Consider the following 17,637-nt stretch of genomic DNA (forward strand, 5'->3'; position numbering starts at 1 on the left):
CTGAAATGAAAACATTATATTTTTTAGCCCTGTTTACATTTTTTTGCGGCTGCAAAAAATTTGTAGCGATTGATGCGCCCATCAATAAGATTGGTGCCTCTACGGTATTTCAGGATGATGCAACGGCCACTTCAGCCATTCTGGGGATGTATGCCCGCCTGGTGGTCAGCAGTCCTGCTTTTTCAAATGGCGCCACCACGATTTATCTGGGTACCGCTTCTGATGAACTCAATTACACGGGAACTACAGAGGATATGTCCGGTTTTTACACCAATAGCTTAAACAGCGGAAATTCTATTATCTACCGTGATTTCTGGCGTTACCCGTATGAAACCATCTATCAGGCCAATGCCTGTATGGAAGGGTTACTAAAATCTACAGCCGTTACACCAAGTTTAAAGACACAGCTTTTGGGAGAAGCTTACTTTATCCGTGCCTTTTGTTATTACTATCTGGTGAATCTGTTTGGTGACGTTCCGCTGGTAAAGACCACGGATTTTGAACTTAATGCAAAAGTAAGTAGAACAGGAAGGACAGAGGTTATTGGCTCCATCATTGATGACCTGCAGCAGGCAAGGAAGATGTTATCTGTAGCATATCCGACTGCTGGTAGGCTACGTGTAAACTCTTATACGGCAACAGCATTTCTCAATCGGATGTACGTGGAGCAGCAAAACTGGCCGTTAGTTGAGCAAACCGCAGGGGAAATTCTGAATTCAAAAATGTATGCATTGGAAACTGATCTTAGCAAAACCTTTCTGATAGCGAGTAATGAAGCTTTTTGGGAGTTAGCCTTTCCCGATGCGAGTACTTTTAACACCATTGAGGCGAGTCGTTTTATTCCCGGTGCGTCAGCAAGCGTAGTACCGAGTTTTACCTTAACCAGTGGTCTGTACAATTCCTTTGAAGCCGGGGATCTGAGAAAGGCAAGCTGGATCGGGTCAAAGATGGTGGGAGGTACCACGTATTATTATCCATATAAATATAAAGTAAGGGGGGCGGCTGTAAAGTCGGAGCATTGTATTGTTTTCAGACTGCCGGAAATTTATTTGAACAGAGCAGAAGCCCGCATCCATTTAAACAATGTGCCAGGTGCTTTAAGTGATCTGAATAGGGTACGGTATCGGGCTAATCCCTCATGGCCTCCACTCAGCAGCTCAGATGCGACTGTGGTGGAGACCGCCGTACAAAAAGAAAGACGGATAGAATACTTTGCGGAATGGGGACACCGATGGTTCGATCTTAAGAGAACAGGACATCTTGATGATGTTCTGAGTCCTTTGAAAAGCACCTGGAAACCTAGTGCGGGATTATTTCCAATTCCTTCCGCCGAAATACTGGTCAATCAAAATTTAACTCAAAATCCCGGATACTAATATGAAAAATAGAATTAACCCAATAACAGTATCATTTCTGATGGTTTTGATACTCACAACGACGGTAGTATATTCACAGGAAATTAAGCCTCTGACTGTGGGAGATAGGATGCCTGATGTTGTTTTAAAATCGGTCCTTAATTATTCGAAAAGTGCTGCAAAACTTTCAGATTTTGCGGGTAAAGCTATAGTGCTTGACTTCTGGTTTATCAGGTGCGGCTCCTGCAGAGAAGCCATGCCTCACCTGGATAGCCTTCAAAAAACTTTTAAAAACGATCTTCAGCTGTTACTTGTCACCTGGGAAGATAAAAAAAAGGTGGAGGAGTTTTTTGCCACGGACCTCAATGCCAAAAACCTGAAGTTTGTCAATGTGGTCAATGACAGTGTACTGCGTCAATACTTTCCTGCAAAGGGATTTCCGCACCAGATCTGGATCAACAAAAATAATGTGATCACCGCTATTACCGATGGCAGCAGCACTTCAGTTGAGAATATCCAAAAGCTAATTAATGCAGGGAAGATCGATCTTCCTGTTAAGGTCGATGAGATGGATTCCAAACTGAATCAGGGAACAGATCCTTTGATGACCTATCGATATTCCACTACCAAAGATAAAATACTCAAATATTCTTATTTCAGTAAAAGGAGGTCGGAATTTCGGGGTGGTGCAAGTTTGGAAGTTGATACTTTACATCAAGTCGCCCGTGCCTGTTTTACGAATGTAGATTTTCTAGGGCTTTATGATAATGCCTATACCTCAAGTTTAGGATCTGCTGACCTGCACCGACCGAGTAGAATGATCAGAAAAGATACAAACCCGGTAAACACTAAGGAAGATTATAAAACCTTTACCAACATTTTCTGCTATGATCTGATGTACAAAGATACTACGACATTCAACTTTGGGAAACATATGGTCAGGGATCTTGATGATTATTTCGGAGTTAAAAGCCATGAGGAAACAAAAAAAATTAAATGTCTGGTTATTAGAGAAAAAGGCTCATCTCAAATCTACCGTCAGCCATTAGATGGGTATGAAAAGAAATTTTTGAATTGTAAAATGATTATTGGTAAAAAAAACAAGGCAAACAAAGCCTGGCAGGGTTTTTTAAAAGAAGAACTTAACCGGAATAACTACATGCCGGTTATTGTTGATCTGGATATTAATCAGCCAATATCCTTTGAATTTACCTGGACACCGGATGATGTGAAAGCGATGTCTAAAGAATTGGAGAAATTCGGACTCGAAATGGTTATTGAGAAAAGACCGAGAAAGGTTATTATCCTTGAAAATAAATAAGATAAAGGGCTGGTTATTGACCAGCCCTCCGTTGTTTATTGTTTTGTCGTTTGATCAACCTGAGATCCGCTAGGTACCTCATTGCCTGGCGTGCCTGAAATAGCTGAATACGCTCGGGCACAAACATTCATACCTGGGGCTCCACAGTGATTTTCCTGTATGTCGGATTTTGTATCCTGACCAAGATAATTATTGGTTCCTGCTTCGAACCAATAATATAGGGTATCAGCTGTTTTAGTTTCTGTTTTAGGAGTGAATGCAAATGCTGCAAGGGTGCCACCAGCAATGAGTAGTGCTGCAATGGCTGTTTTTACTCTGTTCATGATAATTATTTTTAGTGATTTAATAATGGGCAATAAAATGATGATTGTTAGCATCGAAATTACTGTCGGTGAATAGATGGAAAAGGCACAGACAGTGGGTGATGGTCTATGGTTTACTTCTTCAATCTGAGACGGATTAAATGTACTGTAATTAATCCCTAAGGATTCGCTGCTTCGGCTTGATCGAAGATCTTCCGTTGTTATCCTGGTTCTGTGACCCGCTGAACCTATCATGAGTACTCAAAAAAATATTGGACAGCCAGATGGTAAATGTATTGGTATTCAGTAGTATAAATCAATAGGGTAGACTCGAAAAGACATGAAACCTACAAAAAATGGACATGAACTATACAAAAATTAGGTATGAACCCTACACAATTTGGGTATCAAAAATTTATAAAAAGATGTTTTTTAGGGACTAATCGTTATTGAATCTTCCCCGAAATGCAGCCAAATATTCTTTAGTGATGTAAAAACTTTTGTCTTTAGAAGATTTGACGATATCCGTAAACTGCGGTTTGAAAATAATTTTAAAGCTATCCCTTTTATCCGTACTCTCGTAACCTCGTATTGTCTTAGTGTTGATGAGCATGGATCTGTTGATCATACAAAAATGGATAGTGCCGAAACGTTCCTCCAGACTGGCTAAGGAAATATTGATCACATATTCATTGCCATGCGTGGTAAAGGCTTTTACCGACTTTCCTAAACGGTAAAAACATAAAATGTCTTGTGAAACGTCAAACAGGAGATGTTGTCCGTTATGATCAATCGTTAGTGCTGTCATTTCCGAATTTTCATTATCAGGAACGATTGGGTTAATGTACGCTATTGTTGGTTTTGACTCTGTTAACAGGAGATAATGTATAACATAATAAATGTTCATGAGAACGATAAAGAAAAAGATAACAGGGAAGTCCACCAATAAGAAACCATTGTCTATTATATCCTGTTCTCGTGTATTAAAATAGATTGAAATAAGTATTAAATCGATGCAGGCTGGCAGAATAACACCCAGTAAGAACTGTAACAAGGAACGCTTGATCGGTTCGGTTCTCCAGGGCGATCTTTTATCAAGCCATCGTGTTAGAGTATGGATGGTGTGTACCAATATCAGAGATATGCCAAAGCTGACAGCTAATGCCAGATAAAATCCTCGTGAACTGAAAGCCTTTACCAAATTAATGGGGCGGCCATGAAATAAGATATAAAATGACGCTACAAATGCACAGGTAATGCGTAGCTTTTTATTGTTGTAAGCTATGGTTTCCATGGAAAATAGTTTTTTATATTACACGTTAATGTGAAATAAGTTAATGAAACGAATATAGCAAAACTATTTTTCATTAACTTTGGGTTAACATCCTCGTATTCAGTTAATAATCTTAAATATTCGTACTATGCAGTTATTCCCATTTTCACCGTTGGGTGTTGAGAATATACTCACCCAACTGTATGCTCTGTCGGATACCGATTTATTTATTCAGGCAGAATTTGTTAAAAAAGATTTTAAAAGGTGGATAAAAGACCGTTTTATCCTTACTGATCACCAGGTTAGTTTTCTTGAAGGAATTAATGAAAAAGTCTCAGTGAATTATGGAGAGCAATGTTCTTTCTGCTTTACCCATCGTCTGGAGATCAAGCTTATTTCTCTTCCGCTACCGGAAGTTCCCGGTTATGCAAAATGGATTTACGCAGAAAATACCATAGCCGTAAAAGCAGATGGAACTGGTGAAAGTATTATTTCCGGTATGCTCACTTTTACCGTTAGCTACCGGTAGAAGAGTTGATCAGAATTGTCATGAAAAGACCTACTGGCGGAGAAACCAACAGCTTATTAGGGTGTCCTCCTATTTTGAAACCATTATTCAGGCGGCTTTCTTTTGCTTCTTTTTCTTGAGCCGCTCTATCGGGAAAGAAAAGAAGTCTATCCAAATGTAATCAGGGATATTTGGAATATCCCACACTAAAACCCGCAACGGAATTCGGTAATTTTCCGGAAAGGAAGAATGTAATGATGGGATAGGGAAATATTGTCGAATGGTGTTGCTCCGATTTTACCGCACAAAGACGTCCACGAGCATTGGGAGTGGTTGTCTTTGTGCCGCCCGATATTTCGGGCTTTACTTTTTAAACTTTTAAAGGCTGCGAACGGAAATCTTTTAAGTTGAGGAAAAAGCCTCTGTTTTCTGTCATACCATTACGGAATAGGTTCCAAAGTAGGGAACATCCCATTTGTGCAAGTGTAGAATTGATATATAAGTCCTGTTTTTCGAGTGCTTCTGCGAGTGAACAGCTCGGAGTATTGTCGTCTGTTTCGGATGTCCTGAGCAGTTCGCCAAATTCTTCTGTAACAAAAGGCAAGTGAGCTGTTGTTTCATATTTCTCGGAATTGGGCTGTCGGATCTCACCAATAGTGGATAGAATCACCTGTCCCGTATGTTGGCTGTTACCAAGATCCATCCAATATTTGGGTTGATTATGGTAGAGCCTGCCATTAGTGAGTTCTTTGAGTATCTCAGCGATTTCAAAACGAGCTTTTACATTATCAACACATGAGATAAATAGAGTTGCAGAGGCATGTTCGGGGAGCCTTCCCAGAGGAGTTCTCTCAAATTTCACAGTTTCGGCTTTCCAGTTTGTTCCTGACCATCGGTTGGCTCGGTTGATTAGGGCAACTGATTTGTAGAACCCTGTTTCACACTCTGCGAAACGCTGTCTTCCCAAATTGGCTTCACTTACCCTGTCATCATCCCATAGGCGGACGGAAAATCCTGCGTGTCCTAATTCAATTAAGCTGTGGTTCATTTCCATAAGTGCAGTTAAAAACTTTGAGCCTGTACTGCCAGCCCCAATAATATTAGCTTCAATGGGATTGGTTGGGTTTATAAGGTAATTATCCGTGAAGTGGACTTTTATTTTTTCAGTTGTGTTCATCGCAATAGGTCTTTTAGGGTTCTGCTTGATTTCGTTAATACTTCTTTTGGAAAAGGTAAATTGGTGTTGATGAGTCTTTTCCAAAGGCTGACACAATTTCCTTTGATAGGGCTGTGGTCTTGTATTAAGTGACTGAAATAGGAATTAAAGAAATAGTTTTCCCATGCGGTGGTAAATTCTTCGAGTGATGCCATTTTCTTAATCCTCACATCAACGGTACCCATACACACCGTACCATTAATATATACATTAAAGAAGGGCGCATGATAAAGAGTCGTTTTTTCTGTTGGTCTTCTGTTTGTTGAAAGGGCGTAAACTGAAAGTTTGTTACGGTTGGCTACCCATAGCATAGGGGGGACATTGGCTTTTCCGTTAGGTATTTCCACTTTTTCTACAAAAAACATTTCCCTGTTCATCGCTTTGGTATGCCAGATCACCATCCCATTATGGATAGGATCAATTTGTAGAATCTTAGGGTTCATAATTCCAGATGACTTCAGAAATGCTTGTTTATCCTCTGTTATTTTTAAGGATTTTACCAATTGATTGGCTTCCCTTACGCTGAGTGGATGGGCATTGATGAGATTGCCGTTTTTATCCATATCAAAATACTCTGTATATCCGTCTGCATTCATACCTTTTGTTTCATAAAACACAAGGGCAGCTTTCGGGTAATATAATGGCCCAAAATTGTCTGTTAGGTCGATTTGATTATTCATGGTGTTTAAATTTGTAGTTGCTCAGTAAATAAATAAGGTCATCCAATACCGAAAATAAACGGTTTTCAAAATCAAGGTTGTTATTGATTAATGGCTTGCCGTCAAAACATTTAGAAATTGTAGGTTCTTCTATTTCTCCATACTCAGCAAACTCATTGTTTACCGTATCAAATAGACAATCAGAAAGCCATCCCTTATGGTCATGATAAAAGGAAATATACTTTTCTATGGTAAGAATATTGTCATTGTCATGGTCTTCGTCCTCCCAATTTTGGGCATTGGCATTTCGGAAAAACTTTTCCTCTGGATAGCATTCGTAGAGTTCAAGGGCTTTTGTAGCAATCTGTAGACATTCTTTGTCAAAATCGTCTGTGCTTTTAAATTGGTGTAGGTGGTCTTTAAATACCTCCAGATTTTTACGGTTGAATAATTTCTGTTCCATTCTCTCACCAACCCATTCCGCTTGTTTGATTTCATTTGTATTGATATGGGTTTCTTCCGTTTCATCATCAAGCTCCAACCAATCGGTAAGCATTTCATACTGCCAATAGAGATAGCTGTCTTCCTGCCTGTAGTAGGGAATATCAGCAATGTGATATAGATAGGTACAGACTGATAGCAGGAGGTGGGCAGATTTCTTTTTGCTCTTGTCCTTTAGCATCAGAAACAGGGGAGCCACAGGAATATAATACAGGGTGGAACCTGTGCTGTATCTTTCCTCACTGATTAGAAAAGCTTTTGTACCTTGCTGTATGAATCGAATGGAATCCCAATGGGCAACATTGTCTTTGAGCTTCTGCTGAATGTCAGACAGGGAAAGGGCAATATTATAGGGATATTCAAAATCCTGTATCGACATCGGTACAATCCCATAATGTTCGGAAAGTCTGGAAAGAGATATGTGAAAATTCCTTTCCAGATTTTTCGCTTCCTCACCAGCCTGTACGGATTGCTCTACTTTCAGCCTTGGCAGAAAGGTGGTTCTCAGAAAACCATGGGGAGCCTGCTCAGGGGAACAGACTTTCGTTTGTCTTTTTGGACTTCTCCTGCATCTTTTGGCTTTTTCATCCAATGGTTGAACGCTGTTAACTGTCGGTGCAGTTGTTTTTGCTGTTTTTCTTCGGGGAGTTGAATTATTCCCGAGAGGATATATTGCTGCATAATTCATTGTTTTATTTTTTAGTTTAACCTTTGGTTCCCATCACACTCTCAAAATGATATTCTACGGTATCATCCTTGATTTTCGGGGCTGATATTTTGGCGGTGGTTAGTATGGAGTAGGTATTGGTATAAAAATTCAATACGGCGTCTACGTTCCATTTCGGATTGGGGTCGGTGAGTCTGATCTCCTCACTTTTTTCTTTGAATATAAATACTCTTTCTAATTGGGTGGCTAATAACATACTCTTTGATTTTTTTGGTTAAATAGAAACTTACTCACTGAAAAGGCTAGGGGCAAAATGATGCTCGTAAACGGATTGTTTTTTACGGATTTGTTCGGCATATTCAGGATATTCCGAAGCTTTGGGCAGTGCTGTCCATGCTTCTTTGAATTTGCTTTCATTTTCAAAGGCTTCCGCTTTCAGTAGGGTATCATTGTATTTTTTGTCTCTCGCTTCTTTTTCCTTTTTCTCCTTATCGGCTTTTTCTTTTTCCATAGCCGAATGTTTTTTGGTTTCTTCTAACTGCTTTATAAAGGCTTCCATATTGAGCATTAAGCCCGATGCAGTCTGTAAAGGGGTGGTGATGTTTTTAAAAAATCCGTTGTCAAGTTCTTCCGAAGTTCCCCGAAGGAGTAAAGGAGGAATTAGATTTTTAGCATTGTCACCGCAGTGGTCGTTTTGGAGTAATACCGATACAATCCACTCGTTTTCTATGCCCTGTCTGATGGTGATTTGTACATCTCCTGTTATATTCATTTGGGCAAGCTGATTGAAAAAATTAGTTGTTTCCATAATTTATTTAATCTTTATTTTTTTATTGTTACTATCGTAATTGACATTGTAACCATTTGTTTCAATGATACACTGTACGGGATTTGTTTTATTACACGCATTATGATTGTCAATTTTGGACATATCCAGACCATACCGTCCTTCAAACTCTTTGACTATCCGTGCAATGATGCTCATTGCTCTGTATTGTTTCTTCTGCCTTATCTGTTATATTGCTCATGTTAATTTTTTTAGTTTTACTAATTTTTCGTGTAAATCTGTCCAATATTCCTGTCTTTCCTTATCGGTTGGTAAGGGTGGAATATGATGGAGGTTTTTAAAACAGGCTGTTTGTTCTATGGCTTTTTTAAGGTCTGTGACCTCTATTTCATAGCCGTTTAAATCCTTTATTTTCATTTTTGGCTGCTTTGAAAGTCCGTTACTATCAGTTTTTCAGCCCCAAAAAGCAGATGTATCGCTAGTCTTAATTTATAATTACAGTCTTCTTTCAGCGAACATTCTACAAGGCAGTGAATGGTAAACAGAGCATCATATCCGTCAAATAATTGTTCAGAAAAAAGGCGGTGATTTCTGCGAAATTTGTCGCCGTATTTTTTTACGGCTTTTTCAACATTCCGTACAAGACCATACCAAAGGCTACTTGTCACCAGAGTTCCTGACCATTGGCTTTTAATCTGTTCCTCACTGTTTAGAAAACGCTGTGCTTCCGCTTCAATGAAAAGGGTGATATTAGGAAGTTCTTCGGGCAATAAATCTGCAAGAAGTTTTCCTTTTTCTACGTTGAACATTTGTTGTAATGCTTTCATTTTGCTAATGTTTTTAAAGGCAACCGCCTTGTCAGGGTGGTTGCCTCTGGTCAATTAATTAAGATTGAAAATTTCTGCTCCGTCTGTTGCAAAGGCTGTGCATAGCTCAAATGCTTTCTGAGATTTGAGTTGTGCGGTTCCTCCCATGACAATAGACTGCAATTTTGCTTCATCATCTTTGTAGGTGCGTACATTTTGGTAGTAGCCAGTGACAGCATTGTAGGCTCCGAACAATGTACCTTTGGTAGTGTCCATTTGTTGGGTCTCACTAATCATGGCATAAGCAAAAGCATCTTCTACGGTATTTTTAAAAACCGTGGAAATTTCGTCCTCATTGCCTTTCTGTAGGTGTTGTAAGGTTTCTTTGTTTGGGCAGAGGGCTAACTGAATGAGTTTTTTTACCTCATGGTCATTAACCTTTACTTTTGCCCATAGGTTGAAGATGGTCTCCATTTCGCTGCTCAATCGGTTGGCGAGTCCCATTACTTTGTGGGCATCGTCCAGACGTTGTTTCGCACCTGAAGTATGGCGAATACGTACCACGTTGCTCATGTTTCGGAGTGAAGCGTTGAGGGTATTTTGACAGACAATACGGATAGGGGTAAAGGCTGCGGTAATACTTCCGCTACCATCGTGGGAAGTGGTCAGGAAAATGTATTGTTCAACGACATCATCCCCATTTCCTACTCGAATATAGTCGGGTAGTTTGGCGGTGATAAAAATACGCTCTCCGTTCCCCAAAGCTCCTGCGGTCTCGTATAGAATGCCATCACCACCGCCTACAATAGCGTCAAAAAATGAAAAGGCTTCACGATTCTGTACGATTTGGTAGTCTTTGCCCACTACACCGAGTACGGCATTGTTATCGTTTCGGATATTGGCGAAATAGTTGGGTACGTGCAATTCACTGTCTGCAATCTCAATACCCTGCGAATTTTCGATAATACCCGAACCTTTTGTATATAGCGGTGCTTTGATGACTTCGTAGTCTAATCCTGCGTGTACTATAGCTTCGGCACTTGTAGGATAATCCTCTACGATCTGCCCTAGATTGTGCCATGCTTTTTGCTGTACGCTGAAAAATGAGTATTTGCCTGTTCTGTTGTTGAAGTTTAAATTATGTGCCATAATATTAAAATATTTAGTGTTAAAAATTTGAATGAATTGATGAATTGATGAATTGATGAATTGACTTTCTTTAATAACTGTTGTTAAAATGGGAGGTCGTCTTCTGCTCCCATATTGTTAAACTCGCTGTCCTGTGGGGGAGTGGTGTATTCAGTAGGTTGTGAAGTATCAGATTTCTTACTGCCTCCGTGCAGTTTGATTTGGGAGGTATGAAAATTGAGTCCTGCGTGGGAGTTCCCGTCTTTACCCATCCATGCCCTTGCATAGACTCTGCCTGAGAGTTCTACGAGGGTGCCTTTGGTGAGTTTATTGGCGATATTTGTACTCAGCCAGTAGGCGCAATCGAAATAGGTAGTTTGCATGATGCGCTCTCCCTGCTTGTTTTTGTAGCTGTCGTTGGTGGCTACTGAGAAGTTTACGACCTGTTTGTCCTGTAGCACGGTGCGAACTTCTGCATCCCGTGTTAGTCTTCCGATAATGTTCATGATTTTTGAATTTTAGGGTTTGAGATTTTATTTTTTTTCTGATTTATTCGGTAATGAGAGGAGGTGCTGTTTCGTTTCACTCTAAAACCATTTCTACTATTATTTTCCATTTCTGACATTTTTTTTATTCGTCTAAAGAGCCGGAGTATGCTTTGTTTCGTTTCACGAGCATAAAAAGGTTAGTGTTTAGCAGGAGCAAGATTTTGGCAAATAAATACGACCCGCATGGGTGGAGATTTTTTGACAAATCCTCAAGGACCCCGACCTTGCTCGTGCGTTAAGAACACGGAAATACCTTTGCTCTTGAAATGGAACAAAACAGCATACCCGGTTTTTGATTAAAAAAAATATATGGGAAGCAATGGAAATGTCCAGTAGGTATATGGACTGGGTGATGAGAAGCAGCGCTCCCATTCCGGAATTAGATTTTTACGTTGTTGAAGAGTCTGTATATCACATACAGATAAGAGTTTTTCTAAAGAAAGAAGGCCGTAAAAGTCGGCTTAGAGAGAAAAGAGAAGGATCACTACCAATCTACTATAGTAGAAGAAATGATATTCTTTTTCTGTGAAAAATATATAGTAAAGTGTGTAGCTGACTGGGTCGAATGTCAACATTCATGTTTTGCAACAAAATTAGGAACGTGCAAATTAGCTATTACCAGAATACATCTTTCTGTAAAAAAATATATAAAAAAAGCCTCGGGCTAACGATTAATTTGCCGAGGCTTTTTTGCGAATTGGCTTGTACTTCCAGTGCGCAGAATGTTGAGGTTTCAGAGCGGAGTATACTCAGGTATTAGTCGATTTCTAATCATAGACCATTCCAGCAAACTCCATTTTAGTTGTCTTTTGCTAGATTCTGTCTTAAACATCAATAATCTGTAATGGTAGTTGTTCTAACTATTAAAGCAGGAAAATAAAGGTAAGTTTCAATAGGATCTTCAGCGAAATTTCTTTCAAACCAATAATTTTGTAGTTTTTCACCTAGAGTTGTTTGGTTAATGAACTCTGACTCTTTTTTTCCTGGGTAAGCGAGCATAATTGCGATCGGAAAAACAAATGTAGAACGATCGGACTTACCCATAAAAAGACTGTAATTTATTTCTTTTAGGAAATCAAGATTTTTAAATATTTTTTTTGCCACGGTATCACTTGCATCAATCTGCCATATCCTTACTTTGCCTTCTTTATCCTTTCTTACGTCTACTTTATAAGCAAACATGTAGATCATATTGGTATCTCTGAAAGCCTCCCTTGACATAGCCTTACTAAATAAATTGTGTATTTTTTCTTTCTCAATTCGTTTAGGATCTATTTTTTTATCGTCCTGAGCTTTTACTATGGTAAAGCTTAAAAGCAGGAGTAGAGTGGGTAGTAAAATTGGTTTTATATTCATAATTGGGTTAAATTAAATCTTTTTATTGCTTGTTTCCACACGCACTGGTACTATTGTCAGCGGTACCAAATCTATGTGCATTTTCCAATCCTTTCATTTCGTTGAAAGTCATTGTTCCACCGTTATCGCCATAACTGAAGCTGTCATTCTTGTAACTATCGTTCCAGTATGGAGTCTTTTCTAAGCCTCCCCAGGCAATTGCAGTGGCATCCTTTGGACTTAAAGTTGGAAAGGTAGAAGTCAGAAAGTCAGTAATTGGCTTTACATATTCTTTGGACATGGTTTCGTGATTGGTTAAATGGTTATTTGTGTTTCCGGCAGTATATTGGAGATATGCGTGAACTACTTCATGAACAATGGTCCCAACAGCATATTCCTGAGTTGAACGACTTAAAATTGCACTATTTAATAATATTGAGCATGAAAAATTTCCAGTTACAGGATCTATTAAATAATCTGTTGTTTTTCCTTCAACATAATTTCCTTTAGAATCTTGAACAACATCCTGATCTGAAACTGAAATCTGCACCTTTTTGTTCCCATCTAATTTTTTAATGATGTCTTCAACAGTATTTGTAAAATTAGCGTTCTTTGCTTTCTCAAATGTTTTACTCAAGCAGGGGTCTTTAATTTTATTATTTATATCCCTAGAAACAGAGGGTGTACCTGCTGATCCACCACCACCGGGATTACCAATTGGCACACCAGGTCCTGTAGAGGGATTTGTATGTGAATCTGGGGGAAATAAAATTGGTGGGACGGTTGGGGTTTTGGGTACAGTAATATTGAATTCTGGTAATGGTATTCCAGGGAGAGGACCACTACCACCCCCTATAGGATGACACTCCTCTCCAATATTATTACAGACCATAATGGGTTTATCCTCTTTTATATACGAAATAGGATTATATGGATTAGGTTTGCTACTCACCTTGCGAACTAATTCCTCTATAGCTGCACCATTCTCGTATTGTCTTATTTTAATGATTTGGTTTTGTATTGTGTAGAGAACCATTTTCCCAGTAAAATCATTATTGTTTATAAAATTCCTTTTGTCAGTTAGGGGATTATTCGCCCCTTTCTTGTTGGTAAAATAGCTTGTATCTACGAAAATTTTATAGACCACTGCATCAACTTTACCATGGTCATCTTTTTGGAACATTATGTCCCTGAGTGCCCATGTACCATTCGTCAATGACTCGTTGATTCGAACTTTTAAGATGCCATTAGCATTTTCCAGATTGATCTGTTTTGTATTATTCCAATTCTCTCCTAAGTCGATGTCTGGTCTATTAATCAGCATCCAGGCTTTGGCTTCCTGCACTGTCACGTTTTCCGTTTTTGTTACTTTATTTTGCTGATCCTTTTTACAGGATAGCGTAAATAAAGTAAGAAAACTCAGAGAGAAAAGACCTAACATGGTCTTGTAATAAAAATTTTTCTTCATGTATGTGTTTTTAAGTAACAAGTATAATATTCTTATTTATTTATAAAGTAGAATTTACGCTAACGATTTGTTTATCATGGTGAACGAAGATATTATATTGGTACAAGGAAAACCTGACCAAAAAAACAAACCGGTATATGAGTAACTTCTGTTACAAATGGAAAAGCAATTCCATTTACCTTTTTATAATCTGAATAATTGATCATTTTATATTTATCTATTATTCTTTTTATCTTATAGCTCTTGCAAGAAATAAAGATATGCACTAGCAGATTAATCCAAAATTATCTCTTCGTCTGAAAATTGTTGTTTCCAAAGTTTTGCGTAAGGCCCTTTTGCAAGGATCATTTCTGTATGTAATCCTTCTTCAATAACCTTTCCTCCATCCAATACAATGATTTTATCTGCTTTGCGGATAGTACTTAAGCGATGTGCTATTATAATAATGGTCTTCTGCTGTTTTCGTAGGAATTCGATTGTTCGTTGTACATACTGCTCTGAAGTGGGATCTAATGAAGAAGTAGCTTCGTCCAAAATTAGGATCTGGGGATTGCGGTATAATGCTCTGGCTATTGCAATACGTTGTTTTTGACCTCCTGATAAAGCTGTTCCATTCTCACCTAAATAGGTTTGAAAACCATTGGGCATTTGTTCTATAAAGCCAATTATTCCAAGTTGTGTACAAATATCAATAATACGTTCCATATCAGGATTATAATCACCTATTGCAATGTTTTCAATTACATTGCCGGAAAATAGGTCAATCTGTTGGGGGACGACTCCCAGTAAACTGCGCAGTGAGGCATTGTTTAAATATTTAATGGAATATTTGCCAATAAAAATAGTTCCGTTTTGTATAGGATAAATATTCTGGAGCAGCGCCATTAAGGTAGACTTACCTGACCCGCTTTCACCTACTATAGCTGTAAAGCTTCCTGCTTTTATATTCAAATTCAGATCGTCAAAAACATTCACCCGAGTACCATAACGGAATGCTACATGTTCAAAACGGATATCCCCAAGAATGTCTTTTGTAAGAGCTACATTAGCGGTATCCAGTTCAATTTCCAGATCCATAATTTCAAAAAGCCTGTCAGTCGCAATTATGGCATCTTGGATTATTTTATTAGCTTCAATTAAAGAGGCAGCCGGACCGGTGAAATAACCGATCAACGTATAAAATGAGAATAATTCACCAGGAGTAATCTGTCCGTCCAGTACATATCCGGCTCCAACCCACAATAAGATAATCGTTAATAAACGAGCGATCATTTCCGTTGAAGTGCCTGAAAATATGGAATTCATTCCTGACCTATAAATAGTCCCTAGCAACTGTAAGAAGCGGCTTTCTGTTTTTTCATTCGTAAATTGCTCCAACCCAAAACGTTTAATCGTACCCAAAGAATTTAAACTTTCGACCAATTGAGATTCCAGCTCTGCAGATTCTTCCATCAATTTGCGCTGTATCTTTTTATTCAGTTTATTGGTTATAAAATAGATGATTAAGTAAACAGGGATAACGGTCAGCATAAATAATGCTAGCTTCCAGTAGTAGGAAAACATTAATGCAAAAGAGAAAAATACGATAAACACATTAACGGCCAGTCCAATTGAGACATCATTAATAAAAGTTCTAATTTTAACTGCATCATTTACTCGTGATATGATTTCGCCAACCCGCATGGTATCAAAAAACTGCTGTGGCAATTTAAGCAGGTGTTTATAATAGCCTAAAATTAAACGGGTATCTATTTGTTGGCCGGTCCGAATAGTAAATAATGTTTTTGTCGCCCCAATAAATAACTGCAGCAGTAAAATGCCAATCATCAACATACTCATCAGGTTAAGCAGGTTGCGGTTGCCATCTATTAATACATTATCTGTAATCTTTTGTACAAAAATAGAGGTGGATAACCCCAAAACAGTGTAAATAAATGCCCCAAAGAGTGCCTGAAAGATGATTGTTTTATGAGGTTGCACCAGTGACCAAAAACGACTTCCAACCGCTACTTTTTCATTTCCTTTTTTAAAATCTTCATCAGGAAGCAACAATACAAGTATACCTGTCCATTCTTGGGTAAATTCGGCTATCATTTTTCTATAGATCCTACCATCTCCGGGATCCATGATCTCTATATACTTATTGGTTACCTTATAAATAACTACAAAATGATGAAGTTGGTTTTTTTTTACAATGATGTGGGCAATAGCGGGCAAAGGAATTTTACTTAAGCTATCCTGTGAACCTCTTACTCCTTTGGCTTCAAATCCCAGTTTGGTGGCAGCTTCAGTCAAACCTAATACGTTAGTCCCTTTGGTATCAGTCCCCGCAAATTGACGGATACGCGCTACAGGTATTTTTAACTTATAGAAGGCGGATACAGAGGCCAGGCAGGCGGCACCACAATCGGTTATATCACGTTGCTTTACCTTGGCTGTACTGGATCTGGTCTTAAAAATATTCATATATTTTGATTAATTAATTCAGAGGAACTACGCCTCTTTAGGGGTCTGGATATTGGGATTCAGCCAATCATCCATTTTATCATAGAGCAAATGATAAAGACTGCGGTTTGTTACGATAAAACGAGCACTGAAGGTCATCCCTTTTTTTACCTGCCCTTTATAACCATTTTTCAATTTCAGGTAATCCCTGTCCAATTGGCATTTTACTTTAAAATAAGGTGCCTGATTAATAATCACTATATCATCTGATATATCTTTTACACTACCTGTTAATAATCCCCATTGGTTGTAATTAAACGCATCGATTTGGAAGGTCACCTTTTGCCCTTTTTTTATTAGCCCAATGTCAGCAGGTTTTATATAACAAAAAGCTAATAGGGCACTGTCTGGGGAAATCTCCCCAAGTTTTTGACTTGCGGAAACGAATGCGCCTACTTGCAGTCCTGTTAGATTTTGTAAAGAACCGGAAATGGGGGCTTTAAGTGTGTAAGACTTCTTCTGCTCTGTTAATTGAATATCCTGGTTTTGCAGGTCACGCAATTCGTTCCTATACTGGTTAGCTTCGGTCTGCCACTGTGTCCCGTATTTTCTGCTTACTATACTCAGGCTGGAGCAGGCTTGTTCATAGTTAAATTTGTACTGCTCGTATTCTGACTGCGTCACGACCTTCCTGTTATAAAGTGTTTCATAACGCTTATATATTTGCAAGGCCTGATCTCGTGCATTAAGTTCATGATGGATTTGCTCACTGTATTGGTGCCAACTTGCTAGGTATAACCCGGTTTGCAACACTGGCTGGATGGATGAATGTTCCGGTAGCTTGAAAAGTACGGAGGCATCCTGAAGCAATTGTTCCAATTGTACGATTCGATTTTTTAAAAGAGATGTTTGTTGAACAGGGGATGTAGCATCTATATTCATGAGTATTTTTCCCATTTCTACTTTTTGATTATCCTTCAAGTTCAAATGGATGATTCTACCGGTGGCCGGTGCCAATAACTCCATCTTTTCGATACTACTTTGGAGGGAACCTGAGCTTTTGACACTTACTGTGGTGTAAATAAATGGTAAAGCCGCAAAACAGATCGTAACTGCAAAAAGTGTTACGGTATAAATAATCTGACTCCGAATTTTTGTCCTGTGCAGGAAAACGATTGGGGTATTGGATAGGTTTACTTCTTCCAAAATATGCATAAATCATTGTAACTATTAGACCCGAAATAAAGGAATCGCTGAAAAAAGAAGTATTTAGAAAAATACTATAATATTGAATTATTGGTTAATAAGCTTTCACCCA

Annotated in this window: 20 protein-coding genes; 4 read left to right on the forward strand and 16 right to left on the reverse strand. The window is 38.6% G+C overall.

Features of this window, described 5'->3' with window-relative positions:
• Positions 1 to 5: 5 nt before the first annotated feature.
• Entirely contained in the window at positions 6 to 1,376 is a 1,371-nt protein-coding gene (locus BUB80_RS15355; protein WP_073294427.1) for a RagB/SusD family nutrient uptake outer membrane protein, read from the forward strand.
• Between the two features lies 1 nt (position 1,377).
• Positions 1,378 to 2,676 (forward strand): TlpA family protein disulfide reductase, encoded by a 1,299-nt coding sequence (locus BUB80_RS15360; RefSeq protein WP_073294430.1) that lies wholly within the window; start codon positions 1,378 to 1,380, stop codon positions 2,674 to 2,676.
• Positions 2,677 to 2,711: 35 nt separating this feature from the next.
• On the opposite strand, the gene BUB80_RS15365 is transcribed toward BUB80_RS15360, so the two are convergent.
• Positions 2,712 to 3,233 carry a hypothetical protein gene (locus BUB80_RS15365; protein WP_073294433.1) on the reverse strand — a complete coding sequence of 174 codons (522 nt, stop codon included), beginning with the start codon at positions 3,231 to 3,233 and terminating at the stop codon, positions 2,712 to 2,714.
• 184 nt (positions 3,234 to 3,417) lie between these two features.
• A complete protein-coding gene (locus tag BUB80_RS15370; protein ID WP_175549617.1) occupies positions 3,418 to 4,032 on the reverse strand; it encodes a LytTR family DNA-binding domain-containing protein in 615 nt (204 codons plus the stop codon).
• A gap of 367 nt (positions 4,033 to 4,399) precedes the next feature.
• On the opposite strand from BUB80_RS15370, the gene BUB80_RS15375 reads away from it, so the two are divergent.
• Positions 4,400 to 4,780, forward strand: coding sequence for a hypothetical protein (locus tag BUB80_RS15375; RefSeq protein WP_073294439.1), 381 nt, complete (start codon positions 4,400 to 4,402; stop codon positions 4,778 to 4,780).
• Here the strand turns inward: BUB80_RS15375 and BUB80_RS23665 are convergent.
• The 10 genes from BUB80_RS23665 to BUB80_RS15420 form a co-directional block, all read right to left on the reverse strand.
• Entirely contained in the window at positions 4,767 to 4,934 is a 168-nt protein-coding gene (locus BUB80_RS23665; RefSeq protein ID WP_175549618.1) for a hypothetical protein, read from the reverse strand. The two genes, BUB80_RS15375 and BUB80_RS23665, sit on opposite strands and share 14 nt — an antisense overlap.
• 195 nt (positions 4,935 to 5,129) lie before the next feature.
• A complete protein-coding gene (locus BUB80_RS15380; protein ID WP_073294442.1) occupies positions 5,130 to 5,936 on the reverse strand; it encodes a PRTRC system ThiF family protein in 807 nt (268 codons plus the stop codon).
• Positions 5,933 to 6,655: a PRTRC system protein B gene (locus BUB80_RS15385; protein ID WP_073294445.1), complete on the reverse strand. Its 723-nt coding sequence runs from the start codon at positions 6,653 to 6,655 to the stop codon at positions 5,933 to 5,935. Before BUB80_RS15385 ends, BUB80_RS15380 begins: the two co-directional genes overlap by 4 nt.
• The gene (locus BUB80_RS15390; protein WP_073294447.1) at positions 6,648 to 7,823 is read right to left on the reverse strand and encodes a hypothetical protein; all 1,176 of its coding nucleotides are present in this window, start codon (positions 7,821 to 7,823) and stop codon (positions 6,648 to 6,650) included. Before BUB80_RS15390 ends, BUB80_RS15385 begins: the two co-directional genes overlap by 8 nt.
• A 16-nt stretch (positions 7,824 to 7,839) precedes the next feature.
• Complete coding sequence (locus tag BUB80_RS15395; protein WP_073294450.1) at positions 7,840 to 8,058, reverse strand: PRTRC system protein C; 219 nt, start codon at positions 8,056 to 8,058, stop codon at positions 7,840 to 7,842.
• 30 nt (positions 8,059 to 8,088) lie between these two features.
• Positions 8,089 to 8,610: a PRTRC system protein E gene (locus tag BUB80_RS15400; RefSeq protein ID WP_073294453.1), complete on the reverse strand. Its 522-nt coding sequence runs from the start codon at positions 8,608 to 8,610 to the stop codon at positions 8,089 to 8,091.
• A 216-nt stretch (positions 8,611 to 8,826) separates the two neighbouring features.
• Entirely contained in the window at positions 8,827 to 9,006 is a 180-nt protein-coding gene (locus BUB80_RS15405) for a 3-isopropylmalate dehydratase (RefSeq protein ID WP_073294455.1), read from the reverse strand.
• Positions 9,003 to 9,416, reverse strand: coding sequence for a hypothetical protein (locus BUB80_RS15410; RefSeq protein ID WP_073294508.1), 414 nt, complete (start codon positions 9,414 to 9,416; stop codon positions 9,003 to 9,005). The genes BUB80_RS15405 and BUB80_RS15410 overlap by 4 nt, the downstream gene beginning before the upstream one ends.
• A gap of 54 nt (positions 9,417 to 9,470) precedes the next feature.
• Positions 9,471 to 10,544 carry a DUF932 domain-containing protein gene (locus tag BUB80_RS15415; RefSeq protein ID WP_073294458.1) on the reverse strand — a complete coding sequence of 358 codons (1,074 nt, stop codon included), beginning with the start codon at positions 10,542 to 10,544 and terminating at the stop codon, positions 9,471 to 9,473.
• A gap of 83 nt (positions 10,545 to 10,627) precedes the next feature.
• Positions 10,628 to 11,029: a single-stranded DNA-binding protein gene (locus tag BUB80_RS15420; RefSeq protein WP_073294461.1), complete on the reverse strand. Its 402-nt coding sequence runs from the start codon at positions 11,027 to 11,029 to the stop codon at positions 10,628 to 10,630.
• Between the two features lie 361 nt (positions 11,030 to 11,390).
• Here BUB80_RS15420 and BUB80_RS15425 point away from each other — a divergent pair, with 361 nt between their 5' ends.
• The gene (locus BUB80_RS15425; RefSeq protein WP_139262719.1) at positions 11,391 to 11,600 is read left to right on the forward strand and encodes a hypothetical protein; all 210 of its coding nucleotides are present in this window, start codon (positions 11,391 to 11,393) and stop codon (positions 11,598 to 11,600) included.
• A 302-nt stretch (positions 11,601 to 11,902) separates the two neighbouring features.
• Here the strand turns inward: BUB80_RS15425 and BUB80_RS15430 are convergent, their stop codons facing one another.
• The 4 genes from BUB80_RS15430 to BUB80_RS15445 form a co-directional block, all read right to left on the reverse strand.
• Positions 11,903 to 12,427 carry a hypothetical protein gene (locus BUB80_RS15430; protein ID WP_073294467.1) on the reverse strand — a complete coding sequence of 175 codons (525 nt, stop codon included), beginning with the start codon at positions 12,425 to 12,427 and terminating at the stop codon, positions 11,903 to 11,905.
• Positions 12,428 to 12,449: 22 nt separating this feature from the next.
• On the reverse strand, positions 12,450 to 13,874 hold the full coding sequence (locus BUB80_RS15435) for a SprT-like domain-containing protein (protein WP_139262721.1): 1,425 nt from the start codon (positions 13,872 to 13,874) through the stop codon (positions 12,450 to 12,452).
• 273 nt (positions 13,875 to 14,147) lie between these two features.
• Positions 14,148 to 16,340, reverse strand: a complete 2,193-nt coding sequence (locus tag BUB80_RS15440; protein WP_073294473.1) for a peptidase domain-containing ABC transporter — start codon at positions 16,338 to 16,340, stop codon at positions 14,148 to 14,150.
• 27 nt (positions 16,341 to 16,367) lie between these two features.
• Complete coding sequence (locus BUB80_RS15445; protein ID WP_228433838.1) at positions 16,368 to 17,525, reverse strand: HlyD family secretion protein; 1,158 nt, start codon at positions 17,523 to 17,525, stop codon at positions 16,368 to 16,370.
• Positions 17,526 to 17,637 lie beyond the last annotated feature (112 nt).

Origin of the sequence: Chryseobacterium polytrichastri, assembly GCF_900142445.1 — a bacterium.
GTDB classification, from domain to species: domain Bacteria; phylum Bacteroidota; class Bacteroidia; order Flavobacteriales; family Weeksellaceae; genus Chryseobacterium; species Chryseobacterium polytrichastri.

Coding starts and splice junctions, on each gene's coding strand:
- BUB80_RS15355 (WP_073294427.1), top strand. CDS start 6: ATGAAAACATTATATTTTTTAGCCCTGTTTACATTTTTTTGCGGCTGC.
- BUB80_RS15360 (WP_073294430.1), top strand. CDS start 1,378: ATGAAAAATAGAATTAACCCAATAACAGTATCATTTCTGATGGTTTTG.
- BUB80_RS15365 (WP_073294433.1), bottom strand. CDS start 3,233: ATGATAGGTTCAGCGGGTCACAGAACCAGGATAACAACGGAAGATCTT.
- BUB80_RS15375 (WP_073294439.1), top strand. CDS start 4,400: ATGCAGTTATTCCCATTTTCACCGTTGGGTGTTGAGAATATACTCACC.
- BUB80_RS15380 (WP_073294442.1), bottom strand. CDS start 5,936: ATGAACACAACTGAAAAAATAAAAGTCCACTTCACGGATAATTACCTT.
- BUB80_RS15385 (WP_073294445.1), bottom strand. CDS start 6,655: ATGAATAATCAAATCGACCTAACAGACAATTTTGGGCCATTATATTAC.
- BUB80_RS15390 (WP_073294447.1), bottom strand. CDS start 7,823: ATGAATTATGCAGCAATATATCCTCTCGGGAATAATTCAACTCCCCGA.
- BUB80_RS15395 (WP_073294450.1), bottom strand. CDS start 8,058: ATGTTATTAGCCACCCAATTAGAAAGAGTATTTATATTCAAAGAAAAA.
- BUB80_RS15400 (WP_073294453.1), bottom strand. CDS start 8,610: ATGGAAACAACTAATTTTTTCAATCAGCTTGCCCAAATGAATATAACA.
- BUB80_RS15405 (WP_073294455.1), bottom strand. CDS start 9,006: ATGAAAATAAAGGATTTAAACGGCTATGAAATAGAGGTCACAGACCTT.
- BUB80_RS15410 (WP_073294508.1), bottom strand. CDS start 9,416: ATGAAAGCATTACAACAAATGTTCAACGTAGAAAAAGGAAAACTTCTT.
- BUB80_RS15415 (WP_073294458.1), bottom strand. CDS start 10,544: ATGGCACATAATTTAAACTTCAACAACAGAACAGGCAAATACTCATTT.
- BUB80_RS15420 (WP_073294461.1), bottom strand. CDS start 11,029: ATGAACATTATCGGAAGACTAACACGGGATGCAGAAGTTCGCACCGTG.
- BUB80_RS15425 (WP_139262719.1), top strand. CDS start 11,391: ATGGAAATGTCCAGTAGGTATATGGACTGGGTGATGAGAAGCAGCGCT.
- BUB80_RS15430 (WP_073294467.1), bottom strand. CDS start 12,427: ATGAATATAAAACCAATTTTACTACCCACTCTACTCCTGCTTTTAAGC.
- BUB80_RS15435 (WP_139262721.1), bottom strand. CDS start 13,874: ATGAAGAAAAATTTTTATTACAAGACCATGTTAGGTCTTTTCTCTCTG.
- BUB80_RS15440 (WP_073294473.1), bottom strand. CDS start 16,340: ATGAATATTTTTAAGACCAGATCCAGTACAGCCAAGGTAAAGCAACGT.